This window comes from Janthinobacterium sp. BCJ23 (assembly GCF_059617945.1).
In genome coordinates, this window is record NZ_JCAQAW010000003.1 from 528,480 (window position 1) to 547,499 (window position 19,020).

The 19,020-nt window shown below is 64.3% G+C and carries 16 protein-coding genes; 2 read left to right on the forward strand and 14 right to left on the reverse strand.

Annotated elements, in window-relative coordinates; translation table 11 throughout:
- Positions 1 to 59: 59 nt before the first annotated feature.
- From AC54AG_RS13940 to AC54AG_RS13990, 11 genes are all read right to left on the reverse strand, one after another.
- Entirely contained in the window at positions 60 to 467 is a 408-nt protein-coding gene (locus AC54AG_RS13940) for a DUF2946 domain-containing protein (protein WP_496630670.1), read from the reverse strand.
- A 47-nt stretch (positions 468 to 514) separates the two neighbouring features.
- Positions 515 to 1,111 carry a PqiC family protein gene (locus tag AC54AG_RS13945; protein WP_496630672.1) on the reverse strand — a complete coding sequence of 199 codons (597 nt, stop codon included), beginning with the start codon at positions 1,109 to 1,111 and terminating at the stop codon, positions 515 to 517.
- Positions 1,108 to 2,739: a PqiB family protein gene (locus tag AC54AG_RS13950; RefSeq protein WP_496630673.1), complete on the reverse strand. Its 1,632-nt coding sequence runs from the start codon at positions 2,737 to 2,739 to the stop codon at positions 1,108 to 1,110. Before AC54AG_RS13950 ends, AC54AG_RS13945 begins: the two co-directional genes overlap by 4 nt.
- The gene (locus tag AC54AG_RS13955) at positions 2,732 to 4,024 is read right to left on the reverse strand and encodes a paraquat-inducible protein A (protein WP_496630675.1); all 1,293 of its coding nucleotides are present in this window, start codon (positions 4,022 to 4,024) and stop codon (positions 2,732 to 2,734) included. Before AC54AG_RS13955 ends, AC54AG_RS13950 begins: the two co-directional genes overlap by 8 nt.
- Before the next feature lie 130 nt (positions 4,025 to 4,154).
- On the reverse strand, positions 4,155 to 5,504 hold the full coding sequence (locus tag AC54AG_RS13960; protein WP_496630676.1) for an amidase: 1,350 nt from the start codon (positions 5,502 to 5,504) through the stop codon (positions 4,155 to 4,157).
- Positions 5,505 to 5,508: 4 nt separating this feature from the next.
- Positions 5,509 to 6,186, reverse strand: a complete 678-nt coding sequence (locus tag AC54AG_RS13965; RefSeq protein WP_496630677.1) for a DUF2848 domain-containing protein — start codon at positions 6,184 to 6,186, stop codon at positions 5,509 to 5,511.
- 4 nt (positions 6,187 to 6,190) lie between these two features.
- A complete protein-coding gene (locus tag AC54AG_RS13970; RefSeq protein ID WP_139090127.1) occupies positions 6,191 to 7,519 on the reverse strand; it encodes an MFS transporter in 1,329 nt (442 codons plus the stop codon).
- 108 nt (positions 7,520 to 7,627) lie between these two features.
- Complete coding sequence (locus AC54AG_RS13975) at positions 7,628 to 8,299, reverse strand: hypothetical protein (protein WP_496630678.1); 672 nt, start codon at positions 8,297 to 8,299, stop codon at positions 7,628 to 7,630.
- Between the two features lie 168 nt (positions 8,300 to 8,467).
- Entirely contained in the window at positions 8,468 to 9,382 is a 915-nt protein-coding gene (locus AC54AG_RS13980) for a LysR family transcriptional regulator (RefSeq protein WP_070303404.1), read from the reverse strand.
- A 57-nt stretch (positions 9,383 to 9,439) separates the two neighbouring features.
- Positions 9,440 to 10,675 carry a M20/M25/M40 family metallo-hydrolase gene (locus AC54AG_RS13985; RefSeq protein ID WP_072454251.1) on the reverse strand — a complete coding sequence of 412 codons (1,236 nt, stop codon included), beginning with the start codon at positions 10,673 to 10,675 and terminating at the stop codon, positions 9,440 to 9,442.
- Positions 10,672 to 11,904: a urate hydroxylase PuuD gene (locus AC54AG_RS13990; protein WP_496630680.1), complete on the reverse strand. Its 1,233-nt coding sequence runs from the start codon at positions 11,902 to 11,904 to the stop codon at positions 10,672 to 10,674. The genes AC54AG_RS13985 and AC54AG_RS13990 overlap by 4 nt, the downstream gene beginning before the upstream one ends.
- Positions 11,905 to 12,035: 131 nt before the next feature.
- On the opposite strand from AC54AG_RS13990, the gene AC54AG_RS13995 reads away from it, so the two are divergent.
- Positions 12,036 to 12,974, forward strand: a complete 939-nt coding sequence (locus AC54AG_RS13995; protein WP_034754583.1) for a LysR family transcriptional regulator — start codon at positions 12,036 to 12,038, stop codon at positions 12,972 to 12,974.
- Between the two features lie 72 nt (positions 12,975 to 13,046).
- The gene (locus AC54AG_RS14000; RefSeq protein ID WP_496630681.1) at positions 13,047 to 14,801 is read left to right on the forward strand and encodes an allantoate amidohydrolase; all 1,755 of its coding nucleotides are present in this window, start codon (positions 13,047 to 13,049) and stop codon (positions 14,799 to 14,801) included.
- Positions 14,802 to 14,803: 2 nt separating this feature from the next.
- Here the strand turns inward: AC54AG_RS14000 and AC54AG_RS14005 are convergent, their stop codons facing one another.
- From AC54AG_RS14005 to AC54AG_RS14015, 3 genes are read right to left on the reverse strand one after another with little or no spacing between them, the layout of a single operon-like run.
- Entirely contained in the window at positions 14,804 to 16,039 is a 1,236-nt protein-coding gene (locus AC54AG_RS14005; protein ID WP_496630683.1) for a Zn-dependent hydrolase, read from the reverse strand.
- A 10-nt stretch (positions 16,040 to 16,049) separates the two neighbouring features.
- Positions 16,050 to 17,441: a dihydropyrimidinase gene (gene hydA, locus AC54AG_RS14010; protein ID WP_456131921.1), complete on the reverse strand. Its 1,392-nt coding sequence runs from the start codon at positions 17,439 to 17,441 to the stop codon at positions 16,050 to 16,052.
- A 17-nt stretch (positions 17,442 to 17,458) separates the two neighbouring features.
- Entirely contained in the window at positions 17,459 to 18,943 is a 1,485-nt protein-coding gene (locus AC54AG_RS14015) for an NCS1 family nucleobase:cation symporter-1 (protein ID WP_070303409.1), read from the reverse strand.
- Positions 18,944 to 19,020 lie beyond the last annotated feature (77 nt).

Below are 19,020 nucleotides of genomic sequence, written 5' to 3' on the forward strand. Positions count from 1 at the left end.
TGCGGATGCGGCGCGTCACACGCCAAGGTGGACGGCGCCAGCATTGAAAATGCAAAAACTCAGGCGAGAGCGGGCGGCGCGCGCGATTGCGCCGTGGACCAGATGAACAGCGGTGCGGGTGACTGGTAGTACAGGGACGGGAAAATGGCCGTGCCGCTGGCCACAAGCAGCGGCAGCACGGGGCTGGTCGGCGGCAGGCCGACGGAGCCCGCATGCGTGGAACAGAAGGCGCAATGCTCCATCTGCATGACCTTGCCGCCGGACTTTTCATCGGCGGCGCCGTCACCGGCCTGCACAAGCTGGACAAAACGGATGCCGGCCACCGAGCAGATTTCCGCCCAACCGGAGCCGGATTCCTGCTTGGCGCTGGCGACGGCCTGGGAAATCGATGGCGCGAGCGCCGCCAGCAGGATCGCGAAACAGGCGATCCAGGCGGCGAAGCGGCGCGTGAACAAGGTCATTCCCATGGCCGCATTTTACCAGCGGCCGCCGGGACTGGGTAGCGGAAAGCGGCTCAGGCGGCCGGGCAGGCGGCGTTTCCGCTGTCAAAAGCGCGCACGACACTTGCCGTATCGGCGGCGATGCGGTTCACGGCGCGGCGGTGACCGAGCACCAGTTCATCGTAGCCGGCGCCCACTTTTTCATTGGCGATCGTACGGCACGTCACCACCTTGTTGCTGGCCAGCTGGCGCACGCTCCACACAGCGTCGATCAGCGCATACTGTCCCATCACCGACTCGAAACGCTGCACATTGGTGCTGATGCGGTACACGGGCAGCTTGTCCGGGTATGGCGTGCGGAACACGTCGATGGCGCCCAGGTCGTTCGTCACGGCCGTCGACAGGGCCTGGCCGATCTCGCCGGCCAGCGGCCCCGCCCAGCGCTGCTGCTCCAGCAATTCGATGCGGCCCGACGGCGCCGTCACAACAAACTGGTTACGGCTCACCTGCTGCGGCACGCTGACGGCCAGCACCTCGACATAATATTTGACGGGCTTGGCCCGCTGCGCGTCGGCGCCGCCGCTCAGCGTATAGAAATGCTCGGGCTGGGGCGTGGAGCAGGCGCTCAGCAGGCTAGCCGCCAGCAGCGCGGAAAAAATCGGTTTCATCATTTTTTTTCATCTCCTTTTTTACCGCGGATCAGGGACTCGGGATGACGTTCCAGGTAATCCGACAGGGCATTGAGCGATTGCAGGGTTTGCGTCAATTGCTGCAAGGCCTGGCGCACGTCCGACTGCAGCGGCGAATCCTTTTGCAGCACCTGTTCGGCCGAACCAAAAGTCTGTTTCGCCGCCGTCAGGGTGTCGCGCATTTCCGGCACCACCTGGCCATCGAGCTGCTTGAACAGGGTATTGGCCTGCTTGATGGTGGCGTTCAGGTTATTGCCGATCTCCGCGTACGGCACCTGATCGAGCTTGCGGGCGATGCTGGCGATCTGCGTCTGCAGTTCATCGAGGGTATTCGGCACGGTCGGTACTTCCAGCGGGTACCTGTTCGGATCGAGCGCCACCTTCGGCGCTTTCGGGAAGAAGTCGAGCGCAATGTACAGCTGGCTGGTCAGCAGGTTGCCCGTGCGTAGCTGGGCGCGCAAGCCCCGGCTGACCATGCGTTCGAGCAGCTGGTGACCGGCCGAGCCTTCCTCATCGTCGACGGCGGCCTTGAAGCGCATGCCCAGGCGGGCCGGGTACAGGTTGACGGTGACGGGCATGCGGAAGTTCTTCTTCACGGGGTCGAATTCGATGCCCACCGAACGCACCTCGCCCAGCACAATGCCGCGGAAGTCCACCGTGGCGCCAGGCTGCAAGCCGCGCAGGGACTGGTCGAAATAGAACACGGTGGTGATCGCCTCGCCATCGGGCTCGCGCATGGCGCTGGCCTCGTCGGCTGCCAGGCGGTAGTTGGTGCCGGCCGGCGCCGGTTCCACGGGTTTGCGGCCATTTTCCGCCTCGAAGGCGATGCCGCCCACCAGCATGGCCGCCAGCGATTGCGTATTCAGTTTGAAACCGTTCGAATCGAGGCGCACATCGACGCCGCTGGCATGCCACCAGCGCGCATCCTTGCCGACAAACTGGTCGTACGGCGCATTGACGAAAACCGACATGGTAATGCCATTGCCATCCTTGTCCAGCGCGAAGCTGACCACCTTGCCCACGCGCAGGCGATGGAAGAACAGGGGCGAGCCCACGTCGACGGAGCCGAGGCTGGCCGCATGCAAGGTGTACAGCTTGCCCTTCTGGTCTCCCGCCACGGCGGGCGGGCTCTCCATGCCGATGAAGTTCTCCTTTTTGGCTTCCGACTTGCCCGTGTCGACGCCGATGTAGGCGCCCGACAGCAAGGTGCCCAGCCCCGTCACGCCGCTGGCACCGATCTGCGGGCGCACCACCCAGAAGCGCGAATCGGCGGTGGCGAAGCGGCGCGCTTCCTTGCTCATGTCGATCGTCACGAGCACCTTGCTCAAGTCGTCGCCCAGGGTGATGGCGCGCACCTGGCCGATATCGACATCCTTGTACTTGACCTTGGTCTTGCCCGGCTCCAGGCCTTCGGCGCTCTTGAAGCTGACCGTCACCGTGGGTCCCTGATCGAGGATGGACTTGGCGGCCAGGCCGGCGCCGATCAGCGCGGCCAGCAGCGGAATGAGCCACACCAGCGACGGCAGCCAGCGGCTGGCCGGGTCCACATCGGGTTCGGGCAGAGGCCGCGCGCCGGTTTCGGCAAGGTCGCCCGTTTCTTTGTCAGCCATGCTGTTCTCCAATCACTGTATTGTTTCCGGTATTTGCCGCACTGCTGCGTTTTTCATCCTCGGCCGCCTTGTCATCGACGGGGTCCCAGATCAGGCGCGGGTCGAACTGCATCGCCGCCAACATGGTCAGCACCACCACGGCGCCAAAGGCCAGCGCGCCGGGTCCGGCCGTGATCACGGCCAGCGACTTGAAGCGCACCAGCGCCACCGTCAGGGTGACGACAAAGATGTCGAGCATGGACCAGCGGCCGATGAATTCGACCATGCGGTACAAAATGGTGCGCTGGCGCGGCCGCCAGCGCGAACGCCGCTGCGCCGTGAACGCCAGCAGCGCCAGCACGCCCAGTTTCAGCATCGGCACGACCACGCTGGCGATGAAAATGATGATGGCCAGGCCCTTCGAGCCGCTGGTCCAGAACAGCACCACGCCGCTCATGATGGTGTCGTCCTGCGCGCCGAACAGCGATTGCGTCACCATCACGGGCAGCAGGTTGGCGGGAATGTAGAGGATCATGGCGGCGATCAGCAAGGCCCAGGTGCGGTTGATGCTGTCCGGTTTGCGCACATGCAGGGCCGTGCCGCAGCGCACGCACGCCAGGTGCCTGCCCTTGCCCAGAGGCGGCGCCACCAGGCCGCAGGCATGGCAGGGCAGCACCTTCTCCTCCGGCGCGAAAGCCTTGTAGCGGATGCCGGGCAGCGCCTGGCGGGTCAGGTCGTCGCCCAGGTTCCACAGGGCCTTGGGGTCGAACGAGACGACGATGGCCAGCATCAGGGTCAGCGCGCCAAACGCGAACAAGCCAGGTTGCGGCAGCACCGTGGCCAGGCTGGTCATCTTGACGACGGTGATCAGGATGCCGATCATCAGCACCTCCGTCATGCCCCATTCACGCGCTGTCTGCACGGCGCGCAGCACGCGATTAAAGCCCGGCACCTTGACGCCGCCGCGCAAGCCCAGCGCCACATACAGCAGGGAACCGAGTTCAATGGCGGGAAAGAGGATGGTAAACAGGAAGACCATCGTCGCCACGATGTGCATCTGCTCGGACCACAGCACGCGGATGGAACCGAGCAAGGTGGCGCTGGAGGTCAGGCCATTGACGTCGAGTTCGACGATGGGGAAAAACTGGGCGATCAGGAAGACGAATGCGGCGCCCAGGGTCAGCGCCACCACCTTGGTCAATTCGGCCGATGCGCCGCGCGCGTGCGCGCCCCGGTACAGCACCGAGCGGCAACGGATGCAGCGCGCCTTTTCGCGTGGACGCAGCGGACGTTTGCGGTACAGCACGCCGCAGTCATGACAGCTAATCAGGTCGTATCGGTGCACAGTGTGAAGTTTGCCAGCGCCCGAAGCGCGACTATCCCATGTCAATGCCAGCCATCATATTACATAGTTGGCATTTTCCTGCACTACGGCACTATTCTTTTGCACGCCCCCGCAGCAGCGTCTCCACGGCGCGGCCGATTTGCAGCACTTGATCGTCCGCGCCGGCCAGGCCGCAGATGCCCAGCCCCACGGGCAGTTCGCCGTCCGCATGGCACGGCAAGGACAGCGCGCAGCCGTCGAGGAAGTTGATCACGCTGGCGTTGCGCAGCACCAGCCCATTCGTGGCAAAGAAGGTGGCGTCATCCGATTCCAATGGCGCGACCTGCGGCGCGACGATGGCTACGCTGGGCATCAGCCAGGCGTCGTATGGCGCCAGGCGCTGCTCCGCGATGGCGATCAGGCGCGCGCGCGCATCAAGTAAATCGATGTAGTCCGCTGCACCCTGCTGCTGGCCGCGGCGGATGCGCGCCGCCACGCGCTGGTCGTACTGCGCGCCCTTCTCTTCCAGCAGCTCCCTGTGCCAGTGCCAGGCTTCCGCCGCCACCAGCCCGCCGCCGCCATTGATACCCGGCAGTTCCAGCAATTCGGGGAAATCGAACTGCTCCACGAAGGCGCCCGCTTGCCGCAGCTGGTCCAGCGCCGCATCGAAAGCCTGCTGCACCTGCGGCTCCACGTGCGTGCCGACGTAGTCAAGGGTAAAACCGAAACGCAAGCCTTTCAATGCCGGCGCCTGCGCGCCGATGTCATGGCCCGACAAGGCCGCGTACAGGATGGCGCAGCAGTCGACGCTGCGAGCGATGGGGCCGGCCGAATCGAGGGAACGCGACAGGGGCACCGTGCCGGCCAGCGGCACGGAAGCGGCCGTCGGCTTGAAACCGGTCAAGCCGCAAAAAGTGGACGGGATGCGGATCGAGCCGCCCGTGTCTGTGCCCAGCGCGCCGGCCGCCATGTCCAGCGCCACCGTCACGGCGCCGCCCGAGGTGGAACCGCCCGCCACGCGCTCGCCGTCCAGCGGATTGCGCGGCGTGCCGTAATGGGGATTCAAGCCCAGGCCGGAAAACGCGAATTCGCTCATGTTGGTGCGGCCCAGCAGGACGGCGCCGGCCGCGCGCAGGCGCGCCACGGCGCCCGCGTCTGCCTCGGCAGGCGGTGCATCGGCCAGCGCCAGCGAGGCGGCGCTGCTGGTTTGCCCCTTGACGTCGAACAGGTCCTTGATCGAGATGGGCACGCCTGCCAGTGGCGAGGCAACGATGCCGGCGGCGCGCGCCGCATCGCTGGCCCGCGCCTCCATCAGCGCCTGTTCGCCATCGAGGCTGACATAGGCATGGCCGCCCTGCGCCCGGTGCGCCTCGGCGCGCGCCAGCATCTGCTTTGTCAGCGCCACGCTGGTGATGCGGCCGGCGGCCAGGTCGGCGGCCAGTTCTCGGATGGTCTTGGTCATTGTTTTATCCTTCCACGGGCAGGGTTTGCACGGCATAGCGGTGCTGCAGGCGGCGCTGCAAGGCTGGATCATACAGCTCCAGCGCGAACGCGTCGCCATGGCCCATCTCGCCGATGATCGGTTGCGTGCCGCAAAACATGGCGCTGCCCACGGGCAGAGTCGTTTGCCCCGTGTAGCGCTGAATCAGGTCTTCCGGCGACAGCATGCGCGTCACGGGACCGTCCTGGTACAGGGCCGGTACGCCGGCCCGTTCGCGCCAGGAGCGCATCTGCAGCTGGTCCCAGTGGCCGGCCACGTCGGCATAGCGCCACAAGGTGGCGCCCACGGGCTTGCCGCACATCTGCTTCGACACCGTCACGCCATAGCTTTCCACCTTGCGGTCCGTGTGGTCGGAACCGATACCCACCAGCAGGCCGTATTCCGTGGAAAACAGCACGAATTCCGCTTCGCCGGACGAATCGCTGCCCGGCACTTCGATGGCCGCGTCGCTCGATAGCAATGCCGCCGAAACCCTGTAAAACGTCGGCACGCTTTTCGGGCGCGCCACGCCGATGGCTTCCAGTTCGGCGATATGGTGTTCCACCATCGCCATGTCGCGGCCCGTCCAGCCGGCAATGATCAGGTGATCGATGTCGAAGGTGACGGGGCCGTGGCCAGCCAGTTGAAAACGCAATGTCGTCATGATGTTATTCCTCAAGAGGGCCGCGGCCCGTTTCGCGCGCCGCAAAGACGGCGGCGCCGGTGATCAGCAAGGCCGCCGCCACGTACAGCGAGACGGCCACGGTGCTGTTGTACGAGCGATACAGGCTGGCGATGACGAGCGGGGCGAAGCCGCCGCCGATGACGCCGGCCAGGGTGTAGGCCAGCGAGGAACCCGCATAGCGCACCTTGGTGGGGAACTGCTCGATGACGAAGGCCGCTTGCGGGCCGTACATGATGGCGTGGATGACCAGGCCCACGACGACGGCCGTGACGATGGCGGCCGGGCTGGCCGTGTCCAACAAGGTAAAGAAGGCAAACGCCCACACGAGGCCCAGGATGGCGCCCAGCGCATACACGGGGCGGCGGCCAATCTTGTCCGACAGCGCGCCAAACACGGGCACCGCCAGCGCATTGCACGCCGTGCCGACCATGATGGCCGTCAGCGCCAGGGTCGACGACAAGTGCAGCACCGTGGTCACATACGTCAGGGTGAACACCACCACCAGCGCATACAGCACGTCCGAGCCGATACGTACGCCGCCGGCGATCAGCAGACGGCGCCAGTACACGCGCAGCACGTCGCCAATCGGCGCTTCCGCCTTCGCATCCTGCTGGTCGAGTTCCTTGAACAGCGGGGTTTCCTCGATGCCGCTGCGTATCCACATGCCGAACGCCACCAGCAGCAGGCTGGCGATGAACGGCATGCGCCAGCCCCAGTCCATGAATGCTTCATGCGGCAGCAGGTACGTGATCAGGCCGATGCAGCCGGTCGCCAGCAAGGTGCCGAACGATGGTCCCACCTGCGTCCACGAGGCGTTGCGTCCCCGCTTGTCCGGCGCCCCGTGTTCGACGGAGATCAGCACGGCGCCCGCCCATTCGCCGCCCAAAGCGATACCTTGCACGAAACGCAGTGCCACCAGCAGGATGGGGCTCCAGATGCCGGCCGTCGCGTACGTCGGCAAGAGGCCCATCAGGCCCGTCGTCACGCCCATCAGCATCAGGGTCACCACCAGCACCCAGCGCCGTCCCAGCTTGTCGCCCAGATGGCCGAAGATCACGCCGCCGATGGGGCGCGAGATGTAGCCGACCGCATACGTGGAAAAGGCCAGGATGGTGCCCGTCAGCGGGTCGAACGAGGGAAAGAACAGATGATTGAAGATCAGCGCGGCCATGGTGTTGTAGACGGTGAAGTCATACCATTCCAGGGTCGTTCCGACCATGCTGGCCGTGGCCAGGCGGCCCGTCTTGGCCGTCGTGGCCTTCTCGCCCGGTGCCTGGGCTGCCGGATGCGCAGCGTTCGTATATGTGGTCATAGCCTACCTCTCTCGTCAGTTTTATTGCAGGCCCGGCGCAGGATGCTTTGCCCTGCGCCGTGGCCCGTGTCTCGTGTTATCGGTGCCGGCAAGATGCGCGCGGCCGTGTCAGGCCGCGTGCAGGTCCGCCTCGCGCAATTGCCAGGACAACTGCAGGATGGCCGCCTGTTCCGCATCGAGTCCCAGCGCCGCGCTGGCGGCATTGGCGGCCGCCATGGCGGCGCTTTCGGACGACGCGTCGATCAGGAAAATCGGGTCGAGCACGCGGCCCTCCGTCCGTTCCGCCGGCAAGGGGCCGGACAGATTCGCGTCCGGTGTCAGCAGGCGCGTGGCGATGACGCCGTCGATCTGCAGCAGCTTCGTTCCCAGCGTGGTCATGGCGTCCACGGCTTGCGCATCCTGGCCGATGGCGGGCGCGCCCAGGCGCAGCACGGCCAGCCAGGCGCCCGTGCCCATGCCCGTTTCCGCCTCAATGGCACATACACGGCGCATCGGGTCGACCATGCGCTGCAAGTTCGTCAGCGACCATGGCGTCTGCTGGCCGAAAGCCTTGAAGTAGTCGGGCGTCTGGAAGGCGCCCAGCGACACGGTGCGGTACAGGCCCAGGTATTTGCGCGGGCCGCGCACGCTCTGGTAGCGCGTGCCGCTGACGAAGCCGGGAATGCGCACGCGCTCTTCCACGTGTTCGCGATCGTACCAGCGGTTGAAATCGCGTTCGTGTTCGGGGTCGGCGCTGGTCCAGACAAACAGGATGCCTGGCAAGGTGGGGGACGTCGTCATGATGGTTCCGTTCTGCGTTATGGGTGGTGTGCCAACCCAGAATAGGTGGCACGCCATCACTTGGCAAACGGGTTATTCTGAACGCGACTGATAAGTTTTTCTTGTGGGTGGGGCCAACAATGTTGTCGGATTACGCGCTTGGGCGCTAGTCCGACCTACGCCACAGCGTCAAGCTCCGTACTCCTCCGCAAGCCCCACGCTAAACCGTGCCGCCTCCTCGCACGCCAGCATGGCCACCAGCTGGATCGCTTCCGTGGTGATGTCTTCGCTGTAGCTGATGACGATGCGCTGCGGCGCCAGGCTGCTGGTGCAGGGAATCAGGGCGATGTGGCCCTGCTCGATTTCCTCGCGCAGGGGCGCCAGCGGCAGCACGGCGATGCCGAAGCCCGCTTTGACCAGGCGCACGATGGCGGAGATCGAGCTGACGCAGTGGACTCTTCCCAGCTGCACACCCTCGTCCTGGCACAGCGCTTTCAAGGCCGAATGCGGCTGCGAGCCGCGGTTCATGGTGATGATCGGATGCTGCGCCAGTTGCGCCACCGTGAACGGCACGCCCGTATCGGGCCAGTCGGCGGCCCTGCCGGCCCAGCCCATGGCGATGGCGCCGCTGCCCGTGCTGCGGATATGGTCGCCCGTCAGCATGTCCGTCTGCAGCGCGATATCGAGTTCGCCCTGCTGCAGCTGTTCGTGCAGGCGCCGCGTCGATTCCGACGTCAGCTGAATCTCGATGCCCGGATAGCGCTCCTGCACGCGCTGCAGGAACGGGATCAGCCAAGTATGCACGATGGTTTCGATGACGCCGATGCGCACCTCGCCCGTGATCAGCGCGGGCGAGGAATTGGCCGCATACATGTCGCGGCACAGTTCCAGCATGCGTTCGGCGTACACGAGCAGATTGCGCCCGGCAAAGGTCAGGCGGATTTCACGCGCGTCGCGGTCGAACAAACGCGTGCCGAAATCCTGCTCCAGCGACGCGATGCGGTTCGAGATGGCCGCCTGCGTGATGTGCAGCTTATCGGCCGCCGTGCGAAAGCTGCCCAGCCGCGCGGCCCAGACAAACGCTTCGAGAAAACGGGTATTCAATGGGGGCTCTTCTTCACAGGTTGAGTGTCCGCCCCATTGTAAGCCAAAGCACCCGCCCTATTTCTCGCCCAGGAAGTCCAGCAAGGTCAGGGCCACGATCTTGCTCGCCTTGCGCAAATCGTCGAGCGCCAGGCGCTCGTCGGCCTTCTTCGCGTTCGACTCTGGCACCGTGCGCGGGCCGGCGCCATACAGCACGGCAGGAATGCCACGCTCGCCATACAGACGCGCATCCGCATACAGGGGCGTGCCGACGGCGGGAATGGTCTCGCCCAGAATCGCTTGCGCGTTTTTCTGCAGGCTGCCGACCAGCTGTTCGGAACCGGGCAAGGGCCGCAGCGCGTGCGACAGCAGCAGGCGGCGGATCTCGATACGGATGCCCGGCTCGCCGCGTACGGCGTCCTCGATCAGCGCGCGCACCTGCGCTTCCACCGCCACCGGGTCTTCTTCCGGGATCATGCGGCGGTCCATCTTCATGACCACCTTGCCTGGCACCACATTGGTGTTCGTGCCGCCATCGATACGGCCCACGAGCATGGTGGGCGAGTCGATGCCCGCCACTTTGGACTTGATCTTTTTCAGCTCCGGCAGCTGGCCATAGATGGCATTGAGGATCTTGTTCGCCGCCTGCAGCGCATCGTGTCCCGTCTCCGGCATGGAGCCGTGGCCCGACTTGCCGTGCACGGTGATTTCCAGCTGCAGGCAGGCGTTGTGCGCCGTGACGATGCCGTAGCTGAAACCGGCGGCGATGACGAAATCGGGCTTCGTCAGCTGCTGTTCCAGCAGCCAGCCCGGCCCCAGCAAGCCGCCGAATTCCTCGTCGTACGTAAAATGCAGTTCCAGTTGGCCTTTGAGCGGAATACCCAACGCTTCGAGCGCGCGCGCGGCAAACACATAGGTGGCGAAATCGCCTTTCGACACGGCCGTCGCGCGGCCATAGATATAGCCGCCGTCGATCTGCCCGCCGTACGGCGGATACGTCCAGTTGTCGCCGGGCGGCACCACGTCGCCATGCGCATTCAAGGCCACGGTCGGACCGCCCGCCGCATAGGGCCGGCGCACGATCAGGTTGGTGATGCTCTGCATGCCATACGCTTCCACCTGGTCCGCCGGCACGGCGTGCTTTTCCGCGTTCCAGCCATACGCCTGCAGCAGCTGCGCCACCAGGTCCGCATGGGGCGCGTTATTGCCGGGCGGCGTATCCGTCGGCTGCTGCACCACCTTCTGTAAAAATTCGACTTCCTCATCGAAGTGTTCGTCGATCCAGGCCGTGATTTTTTCTGCGTGCGTAGTCATTTTGCTCCTTGCATGGTCTGTTGCAGCCAGGCGCCAAGCTCGCTGCGCTCGGCCTCCGTCATATTGGTCAGGTTCCCGATCGGCATGGCTTTCAGCTCGATGGCCTGCTTGTAGATTTGCGCCGCGTGCTGGCGTATTTCCATTTCATTATCGAACATCATGCCGGCCGGCGCCGTGGCAAAGCCGGCCTGCGTGGGCTGGGCCGAATGGCAGGTGGCACAGCGCTGGGCGATGATGGCATGCACGGCCTTGAACTGCGCGGACGGGTCCACTGCGGCCACGGCAGCTACCGGCGCTGGCGCCTTCGGTGCGATGGCGACGGCAACAGCCAGGAGCAACGCCACGCCGAGAGCCGGATAACGCCACTCGACACGTCCCTTGTGGCGCAGGTTGAAGAAGTGGCGGATGAAGACGCCGGCCGCCATGATCAGCGCCAGCACCAGCCACGCGTGGTCGTTCCGGTAAGTCATCGCGTAGTGGTTGCTGATCATGATGAACAGCACGGGCAACGTGAAATAATTGTTATGCACGCTGCGCTGCTTGGCCTTCAAGCCATGCTTCGGGTCGGGCAGCTTGCCGGCCGCCATGGCCTCGACCATCTTGCGTTGGCCGGGAATGATCAGCATCAGCACATTGGCCACCATGATGGTGCCGATCATGGCGCCCACGTGGATGTAGGCGGCGCGCCCGCTGAGCAAATGCGTGAGCACGTAGGCGGCGCCGACGATCAGCGCGAACACGGTCACGCCGAACCACAGTTCATGTTTGGCCAGCGGGGAACGGCACAGCAGGTCGTACACGGTCCAGCCGATGACGAGGGTGGCGATGCCGATGCCGACGGCCTGCCCGCTGGATATGTCCGCCACGGCCTTGTCGATCATCATGGCCTGCGCATTGAAGTAGTAGGCAATCGTCAGCAGCGCAAAACCGGACAGCCACGTGGAATACGCTTCCCACTTGAACCAGTGCAGTTCCTTCGGCAGTTCGGCGGGCGCCACCAGGTATTTTTGCGGGTTGTAGAAGCCGCCGCCATGCACGGCCCACAATTCTCCCGACACGCCCTTCTTCGCCAGCTCGGAGCCGCGCGCGGGCGGGCGGATCGAGTTGTCGAGCCAGACGAAATAAAAGGAAGCACCGATCCAGGCGATGCCCGTGATGACGTGCAGCCAGCGGACGATCAAGTTCAGCCACTCAAGGCCGTACGGGATCAGGTAGGCGAATACTTCCATAAATTTCCTCTAGTCAGACCGAACCAATATTCGTGCCAATCTACACAAGATAAACGGATTTACCGCCCATCACATGAAATATATCGTATATTTAACATATTCAAATCGATATACAACAGAGGCGCCGCCACATGTCCAGCCTGCCGCAACACCTCGACCTGCACCTGATCCGCATCCTTTACCTGCTGCTGGTGGAAAAGAATGTCTCGCGCGTGGCATTGAAGCTCAACCAGCCGCAGCCTTCGATTTCCGCCTCCCTGCGCAAGCTTAGAGAATTGACGGGCGACCCGCTGCTGGTGCGCGGCGCGCGCGGCATGGTGCCGACCCAGCATGGCGAAAGCCTGCTCAATCCGGCCAAGCGCATCCTCGACCAGACGGAAAGCCTGTTCGTCAAGAAGACGCCGTTCGTGGCGCAGGAAGAGGCGCGCACCTTCCATATCGCCGCGCCCGACTACCTGGACAGCCAGTTCCTGCCCAACGTGGTGGCCTTGCTGCGCCGCGGCTCGCCGAAAAGCCGCGTCGTGCTGCATAGCCTGGGGCCGGGCATCGACCATATCCGCCAGCTGTCCGATGGTGGCCTGGACCTGGTGATCGCCAACTGGGATGAACCGCCCGCGCACCTGCACATCTCGAAGCTGTTCGAAGACCCCATCATCTGCGCCATGCATGCGGAAAACGCCTACGCGCGGCGCACGGCCAGCGATGCGATGACCCTCGACGATTATCTGAGCCTGCCCCACGTGGCGCCGTCGCAGATGATGCCCGGCTACCACGGCGTGATCGATTCCTTCCTCGAACGGCAAAATCTGCAGCGCAACGTGGTGGTGGAGTCGGCGTACTTCGGCCTGATTCCCTACATGCTGACGCAGACGGATCTCGTGCTGACCACGGGCCGGCAATTCATGCGCTTCTATGAAAAGACCCTGCCGCTGAAAACGTACACCGTGCCCCTGAAATTTCCGCCGATGCGCTTTTACCAGCTGTGGCACCAGCGCGTGCACCAGGCGCCCGAGCACAAATGGCTGCGCGACCAGGTCAGCGCGGCCGCCAAGGCGCTGGTGCAGCGATAGCCGCTATCAGCGCGCGCATATAATGGACGCAGAACGGGGCGCTATCATCACCGCTTGCATGATCGGAAAACCATGACCACCCTTTCAGACCTGAACGCCGGCAGCCCGGCAGACTTTATCGTACGGCTGCACGGCATCTACGAACATTCGCCCTGGATCGCCCAGCGCGCGGCCGCCGCCCGGCCGTTTGCCAGCCTGACGGCACTCAAGACGGAACTGCAGCGCGTGCTGGCGCAAGCCTCGCCCGAAGAGCAGCTGGGGCTGATCCGCGCCCACCCTGAGCTGGCCGGCAAGGCCGCCATCGCCGGGCAGCTGACGGCGGAATCGACGCGCGAACAGGCCAAGTCCGGCCTGAACCTGTGCAGCGCCGAGGAATTTTCCACCCTGCAGCGCCTCAATAGCGACTACAACGCCAAGTTCGGCTTTCCCTTCATCCTGGCCGTCAAGGGCCCGACGGGCGAAGGCTTGACGCGCCAGGACATCATCGCCACGTTTGCGCGGCGCCTGAAAAACCGCCACGCCGATGAACTGGCCGAATCGCTGCGGCAAATCAAGCGCATCGCCGAGCTGCGGCTGAACGAGCTGTTCGACGTGCGCCTGGAGTTCGGCCCGGCCATCATGCAGCAGGCGGAAACCCTGGCCGGCTGGAGCGACAGCGATTACAACCTGACCTGCGCGTACCTGACGCCGGCGCACCAGAAAACGGCCGCGCAGCTGGCCGACTGGATGCGGGACGCGGGCATGCAGGTACACATCGACGCCGTCGGCAATGTGGTCGGCCGCTATCTGTCCGACACGCCCGATGCAAAAACCCTGATGACGGGATCGCACTACGACACGGTGCGCAATGGCGGCAAGTACGACGGCCGGCTGGGCATCGTACTGCCGATTGCCGTCGTGCGCCATCTGCATGAACGGGGCGAAAAGCTGCCGTTCCATTTCGAGGTCGTCGGCTTCGCCGAAGAAGAAGGCGTGCGCTTCAAGAGCACGTTCTTGGGCAGCACGGCCATCACTGGCAAGTTCGACGTGTCGCTGCTGGAGCAGTTAGACGCGGACGGCGTGAGCATGCGCGACGCACTGGCCGCCGCCGGCCACGAAGCGGGCGCCATCGGCGCCATCGCGCGCGATCCCGCCAGCTTGCTCGGCTATGTGGAAGTGCATATCGAACAGGGTCCCGTGCTGCTCGAGCGCGACCTGCCGCTGGGGATCGTCACGGCGATTGCCGGCAGCTCGCGCTACCTGGTCAATCTTGGCGGCGTGGCCAGCCACGCGGGCACCACGCCCATGACCATGCGCAAGGACGCGGCCAGTGCTGCCGCCGAAATCATCCTGCTGGTGGAACAGCGCTGCAGCCAGGGGGAAGCGCTGGTGGGCACCGTGGGCCAGCTGCACGTGCCCAACGGCTCCGTCAACGTGATCGCCGGCGCCTGCACCCTGTCGCTCGATATCCGCGCAGCCGTTGATGCCGTGCGCCAGAGCGCCGTCGACGATATTCTCGATGGCATCGCCGCCATCTGCGCGCGGCGCCAGATCGACTACCAGCTGGAACTGCTGCTGTCGGCGCGTGCGGCGCCGTGCGCACCGTGGCTGATGGCGCAGCTGGCGCAAGCCGTGGAATCGGTGGGCATCGAACCATACGCATTGCTGTCGGGCGCCGGCCACGACGCCATGGCCATGGCCGCCATCACCGACGTGGCCATGCTGTTTACCCGTTGCGGCAATGGCGGCATCAGCCACAACCCGCTGGAAACCATGACGGCCGACGACGCCGACATCGCGGCGCGCGCGCTGCTGGCGTTTTTGCGCGGCTTCCAGCCGAAGCCATAAGGTTACACCGCCACGGCCCGCTCCAGCATCGCGTGCAGCAGCACGTTGCAGCCCGCTTCCAGGTGCTCGGGCTTGGCGTCTTCGATTTCATTGTGGCTGATGCCGTCCTTGCATGGCACGAAGATCATGCCGGCCGGCGCCAGCCGGGCCGCGTAGATGGCGTCGTGGCCGGCGCCAGACACCACGTCCATCACGGAGTAGCCGAGTTTTTCCGTGGCGTTGCGCACGGCGCCCACGCAGTCGGGGTGGAACGGGCATGGCGGGTAGTAGGATACCCTTTCCAGTGAAATGCCCATGCCCGTCCTGTCGCGCGTGGCGTCGATGAAGGCCGTGATCTCGCCATGCATGGTGTTGAGCAGTTCGTCGTTCACATTGCGCAGGTCGATGCTGAATTTGACCTCGCCGGGAATCACGTTGCGGCTGTTCGGGAACACCTGCACCATGCCCACCGTGCCGCGCCCGTACGGCGGGTAGCGGTTGGCAATCGCCACCACTTCCTGCATGATGGTGGTGGCCACCTGCAGCGCATCCTTGCGCAAGCCCATGGGGGTGGGACCCGCATGCGCTTCCATGCCCGTCACCACACAGTCGTACCACGACAGGCCCATCACGGCAGGCACGACGCCGATGACTTTATCGGCATCTTCCAGCACGGGGCCCTGTTCGATATGCGTTTCAAAGTAGGCGCCTATCGGATGGTCGCCCGGCACCTGCTCGCCCTTGTATCCGATGCGCGCCAGTTCCTCGCCCACGGTTTTGCCTTCCGTGTCTTTCGCTGCATACGCCGTTTCGAGCGAAAAGGCGCCGCAAAATACGCCGGAACCCATCATCACGGGCACGAAACGCGAGCCTTCCTCGTTGGTCCAGAAGGCCACTTCGATGGGCGCCTGCGTCTTGATCTTCAGATCGTTCAGTGTGCGCACCACTTCCAGTCCGGCCAGCACGCCGTAGTTGCCATCGAACTTGCCGCCAGTCGGTTGCGTGTCGATATGGCTGCCCGTCATCACGGGCGGCAAGGTGTTATCTACGCCGTCACGGCGCATGAAGACATTACCGATCTGGTCGATCGTGATGCTCATGCCCGCTTCGCGCCCCCAGCCCACCACGAGGTCGCGTCCCTGCTTGTCCAGGTCCGTCAGGGCCAGGCGCTTGACGCCGCCCTTCGCTGTCGCGCCAATCTGCGCCAGCTCCATCAGGGCCGCCCACAATCGTTCGCCATTGATACGCAATGCATCCATCGTCAACTCCTTATGCTGTCGTGGCGGAAAAGGCGGGACGCTCGATATAGCGCCCGGCCCCTTCGACGGCCATCAGTTCGCCCTGGTGAAACACCACCTTGCCGGCGGCAATCGTGGTGCTGGGGATGCCGCGCACGGTGCGCCCTTCGAAGACATTGAAGCCTCCTTTGGCGAACTGCGTGGCGGCGGAAATGGTGCGCGTGCCCTGCGGGTCCCACAGCACGATGTCGGCATCGCTGCCTGCGGCGATGACACCCTTGCGCGGATACATATTGAAAATCTGCGCCGCATTGGTGGAACTGACCTTGACGAATTCGGAAGGCGTGAGCATGCCGGAATTGACGCCAGCGTCCCACACGACGGCCATGCGTTCCTCGACGCCGCCGCAGCCGTTCGGGATGCGCGTGAAGTCGTCCTTGCCGGCCGCCTTCTGCTCGGCGCAGAAGGTACAGTGGTCGGTGGCCGTCGTGTGCAGGTTGCCGCTTTGCAGGCCGTGCCACAAGGCCGATTGATGGTGCTTGCCGCGAAACGGCGGGCTCATGACGTGACCCGCCACGTAATCGAAATCATTGCTCTGGTAGACGCTGTCGTCGATCACCAGGTGGCCCGCCAGCGCCTCGCCATACACGCGCTGGCCGTTGGCGCGCGCCCGCGTGATGGCGTCGAGCGACTCGGCGCACGAGACGTGCACGATGTACACGGGGGTATTGAGGACATTCGCAATGGCGATGGCGCGGTTGGCCGCCTCCGCTTCCACGGCCGGTGGGCGCGACAGCGGATGCGCCTGCGGTCCGGTGATCCCCTTCTTGAGCAAGGCTTGCTGCAATTGAAAAACCAGCTCGCCGTTTTCCGCATGCACGGTGGGCAGCGCCCCCAGTTCCAGCGAACGGGTAAAGCTTTTCACCAGGGTTTCATCGTCGGCCATGATGGCGTTTTTATAGGCCATGAAATGCTTGAAGCTGTTCACGCCATGCTCGCGCACGAGGGTGCCCATCTCCGCATGTACCTGCTCGCTCCACCATGTGATCGCCACGTGGAAGGTGTAGTCGCCGGCCGCCTTGGCCGACCACTCGCGCCATTGGTGATAGGCCTCGATCAAGGATTGCTTCGGCGCGGGAATGACGAAGTCCATGATGGTGGTGGTGCCGCCTGCCAGCCCCGCCGCCGTGCCCGTGAAAAAATCGTCGGACGTTACGGTGCCCATGAAGGGTAAATTCATGTGCGTGTGCGTGTCGATCCCGCCCGGCATCACGTACAGGCCGCCCGCGTCGATCACGGTAGCCCCTGCCGGTACCGCCAGGTTCTCGCCGACGGCGGCGATGATGTCACCCTCGATCAGCACATCGGCGCGAAACGCGCGGTCGGCGTTGACGACGGTACCGCCACGTATCAGTGTAGTCATCTTGTCTCCTTCAGTGATTACGACTGCGGCGCCTGCTGCACGTGCGCCACGGCCTTGCCCTTCATCATGACGCCGTACACGACGGCGGCGATGGCCACGCCCACGAACCAGGCGTAGGTGTAAATGGTTTTGAAGCCTTCGGCCACGTTGGGAAACGCCGTGGGAAAGGCCGCGTTCAAAAAGCCCGGGATGTTCGGCAGCACGGCGATGACAAAGGCGATCAGCGCCGCCATGTTCCAGCCATTGCCATATGAGTAGACGCCGTCGTCGCGGTACAGCTGCTTCACATCAAGCTGCGTCTTGCGCACAAAATAATAGTCGACGATGAGGATGCCGGCGATGGGTCCCAGCAGGGCCGAGTAGCCGATCAGCCACGTGAAGATATAGCCCTGCGTCGACTCGAGCACCTTCCACGGCATCATGACGATGGCGATGAAGGCCGTGATGTAGCCGCCCATCTTGTACGAAATCTGCTTCGGCGCCAGCGAGGAAAAATCGTACGCCGGGCCCACCAGATTGGCCGCCAGGTTGACGCTGACCGTATCGATCAGGAGAATGATCAGGGCGATCAGCACGGCGGCGCCCGTCATGCGGCTGGCCAGGTCGACAGGGTCCCAGATGGCCTTGCCGTACATGACGACGGAACCCGCCGTGACGATGACGGCCAGCATGGCCAGGAGACCCATGGGCACGGGCAAGCCGATCGACTGGCCGATCACCTGGTCGCGCTGCGTCTTGGCGAAGCGTGTGAAGTCGGGGATGTTCAATGCCAAGGTGGCCCAGAAGCCCACCATGGCCGTCAGCGATGGCCAGAAGACGCTCCAGAACTGGCCCGCCTTTTTGCCGCCGGGGATGAACTGCGATGGCTGGTCCAGCAGGCTGGCCACGCCGCCGGCCTTGCTGTGCACCCAGTACAGCAGCACGAAGCAGATGAGGATTTTCAGCGGCGCCGTGTAGGTTTCCAGCTTGCGGATCGATTCCATGCCGTGCAGGATGTAATAGAACTGGATGGCCCAGAACGCCAAAAAGCACAGCAGCTGGCTGCCGTTGATGCCCAGGCCCGCGATCTTCTCGCCGCCCAGCTCATGGCCCACCAGTACGCCCATCAGGGTGTAGATCATCTGCCCGCCGAACCAGGTCTGGATGCCGTACCAGCCGCAGGCGACGATGGCGCGCATCAGGGCGGGCAAGCGAGCGCCCATGGTACCGAACGAGGCGCGCGCCAGCACGGCATACGGGATGCCGTACTTGGTGCCAGCATGGCCGATCAGCAGCATGGGCAGGAGCACGATGGCGTTGGCGAGAAATACCGTGAGCACGGCCTGGTAACCGGACATGCCGCTGTCGATCAAACTGGCCGACAGGGTGTAGGCGGGAATGCACATCACCATGCCGACCCACAGCGCGGCAAAGTGATACCAGCGCCAGGTGCGCTGCGCCGCAGTGGTGGGCGCCAGGTCTTCATTCCAGAGTTGCGTGTTGCCTGAATAGTCGTGGTTCACAGGTATGCTCCATCGGTTGGGAGGGAATCGGTTTTATAGAAACGGCGCGACCTTTAAGTCGATCTAGCTTACCGCAA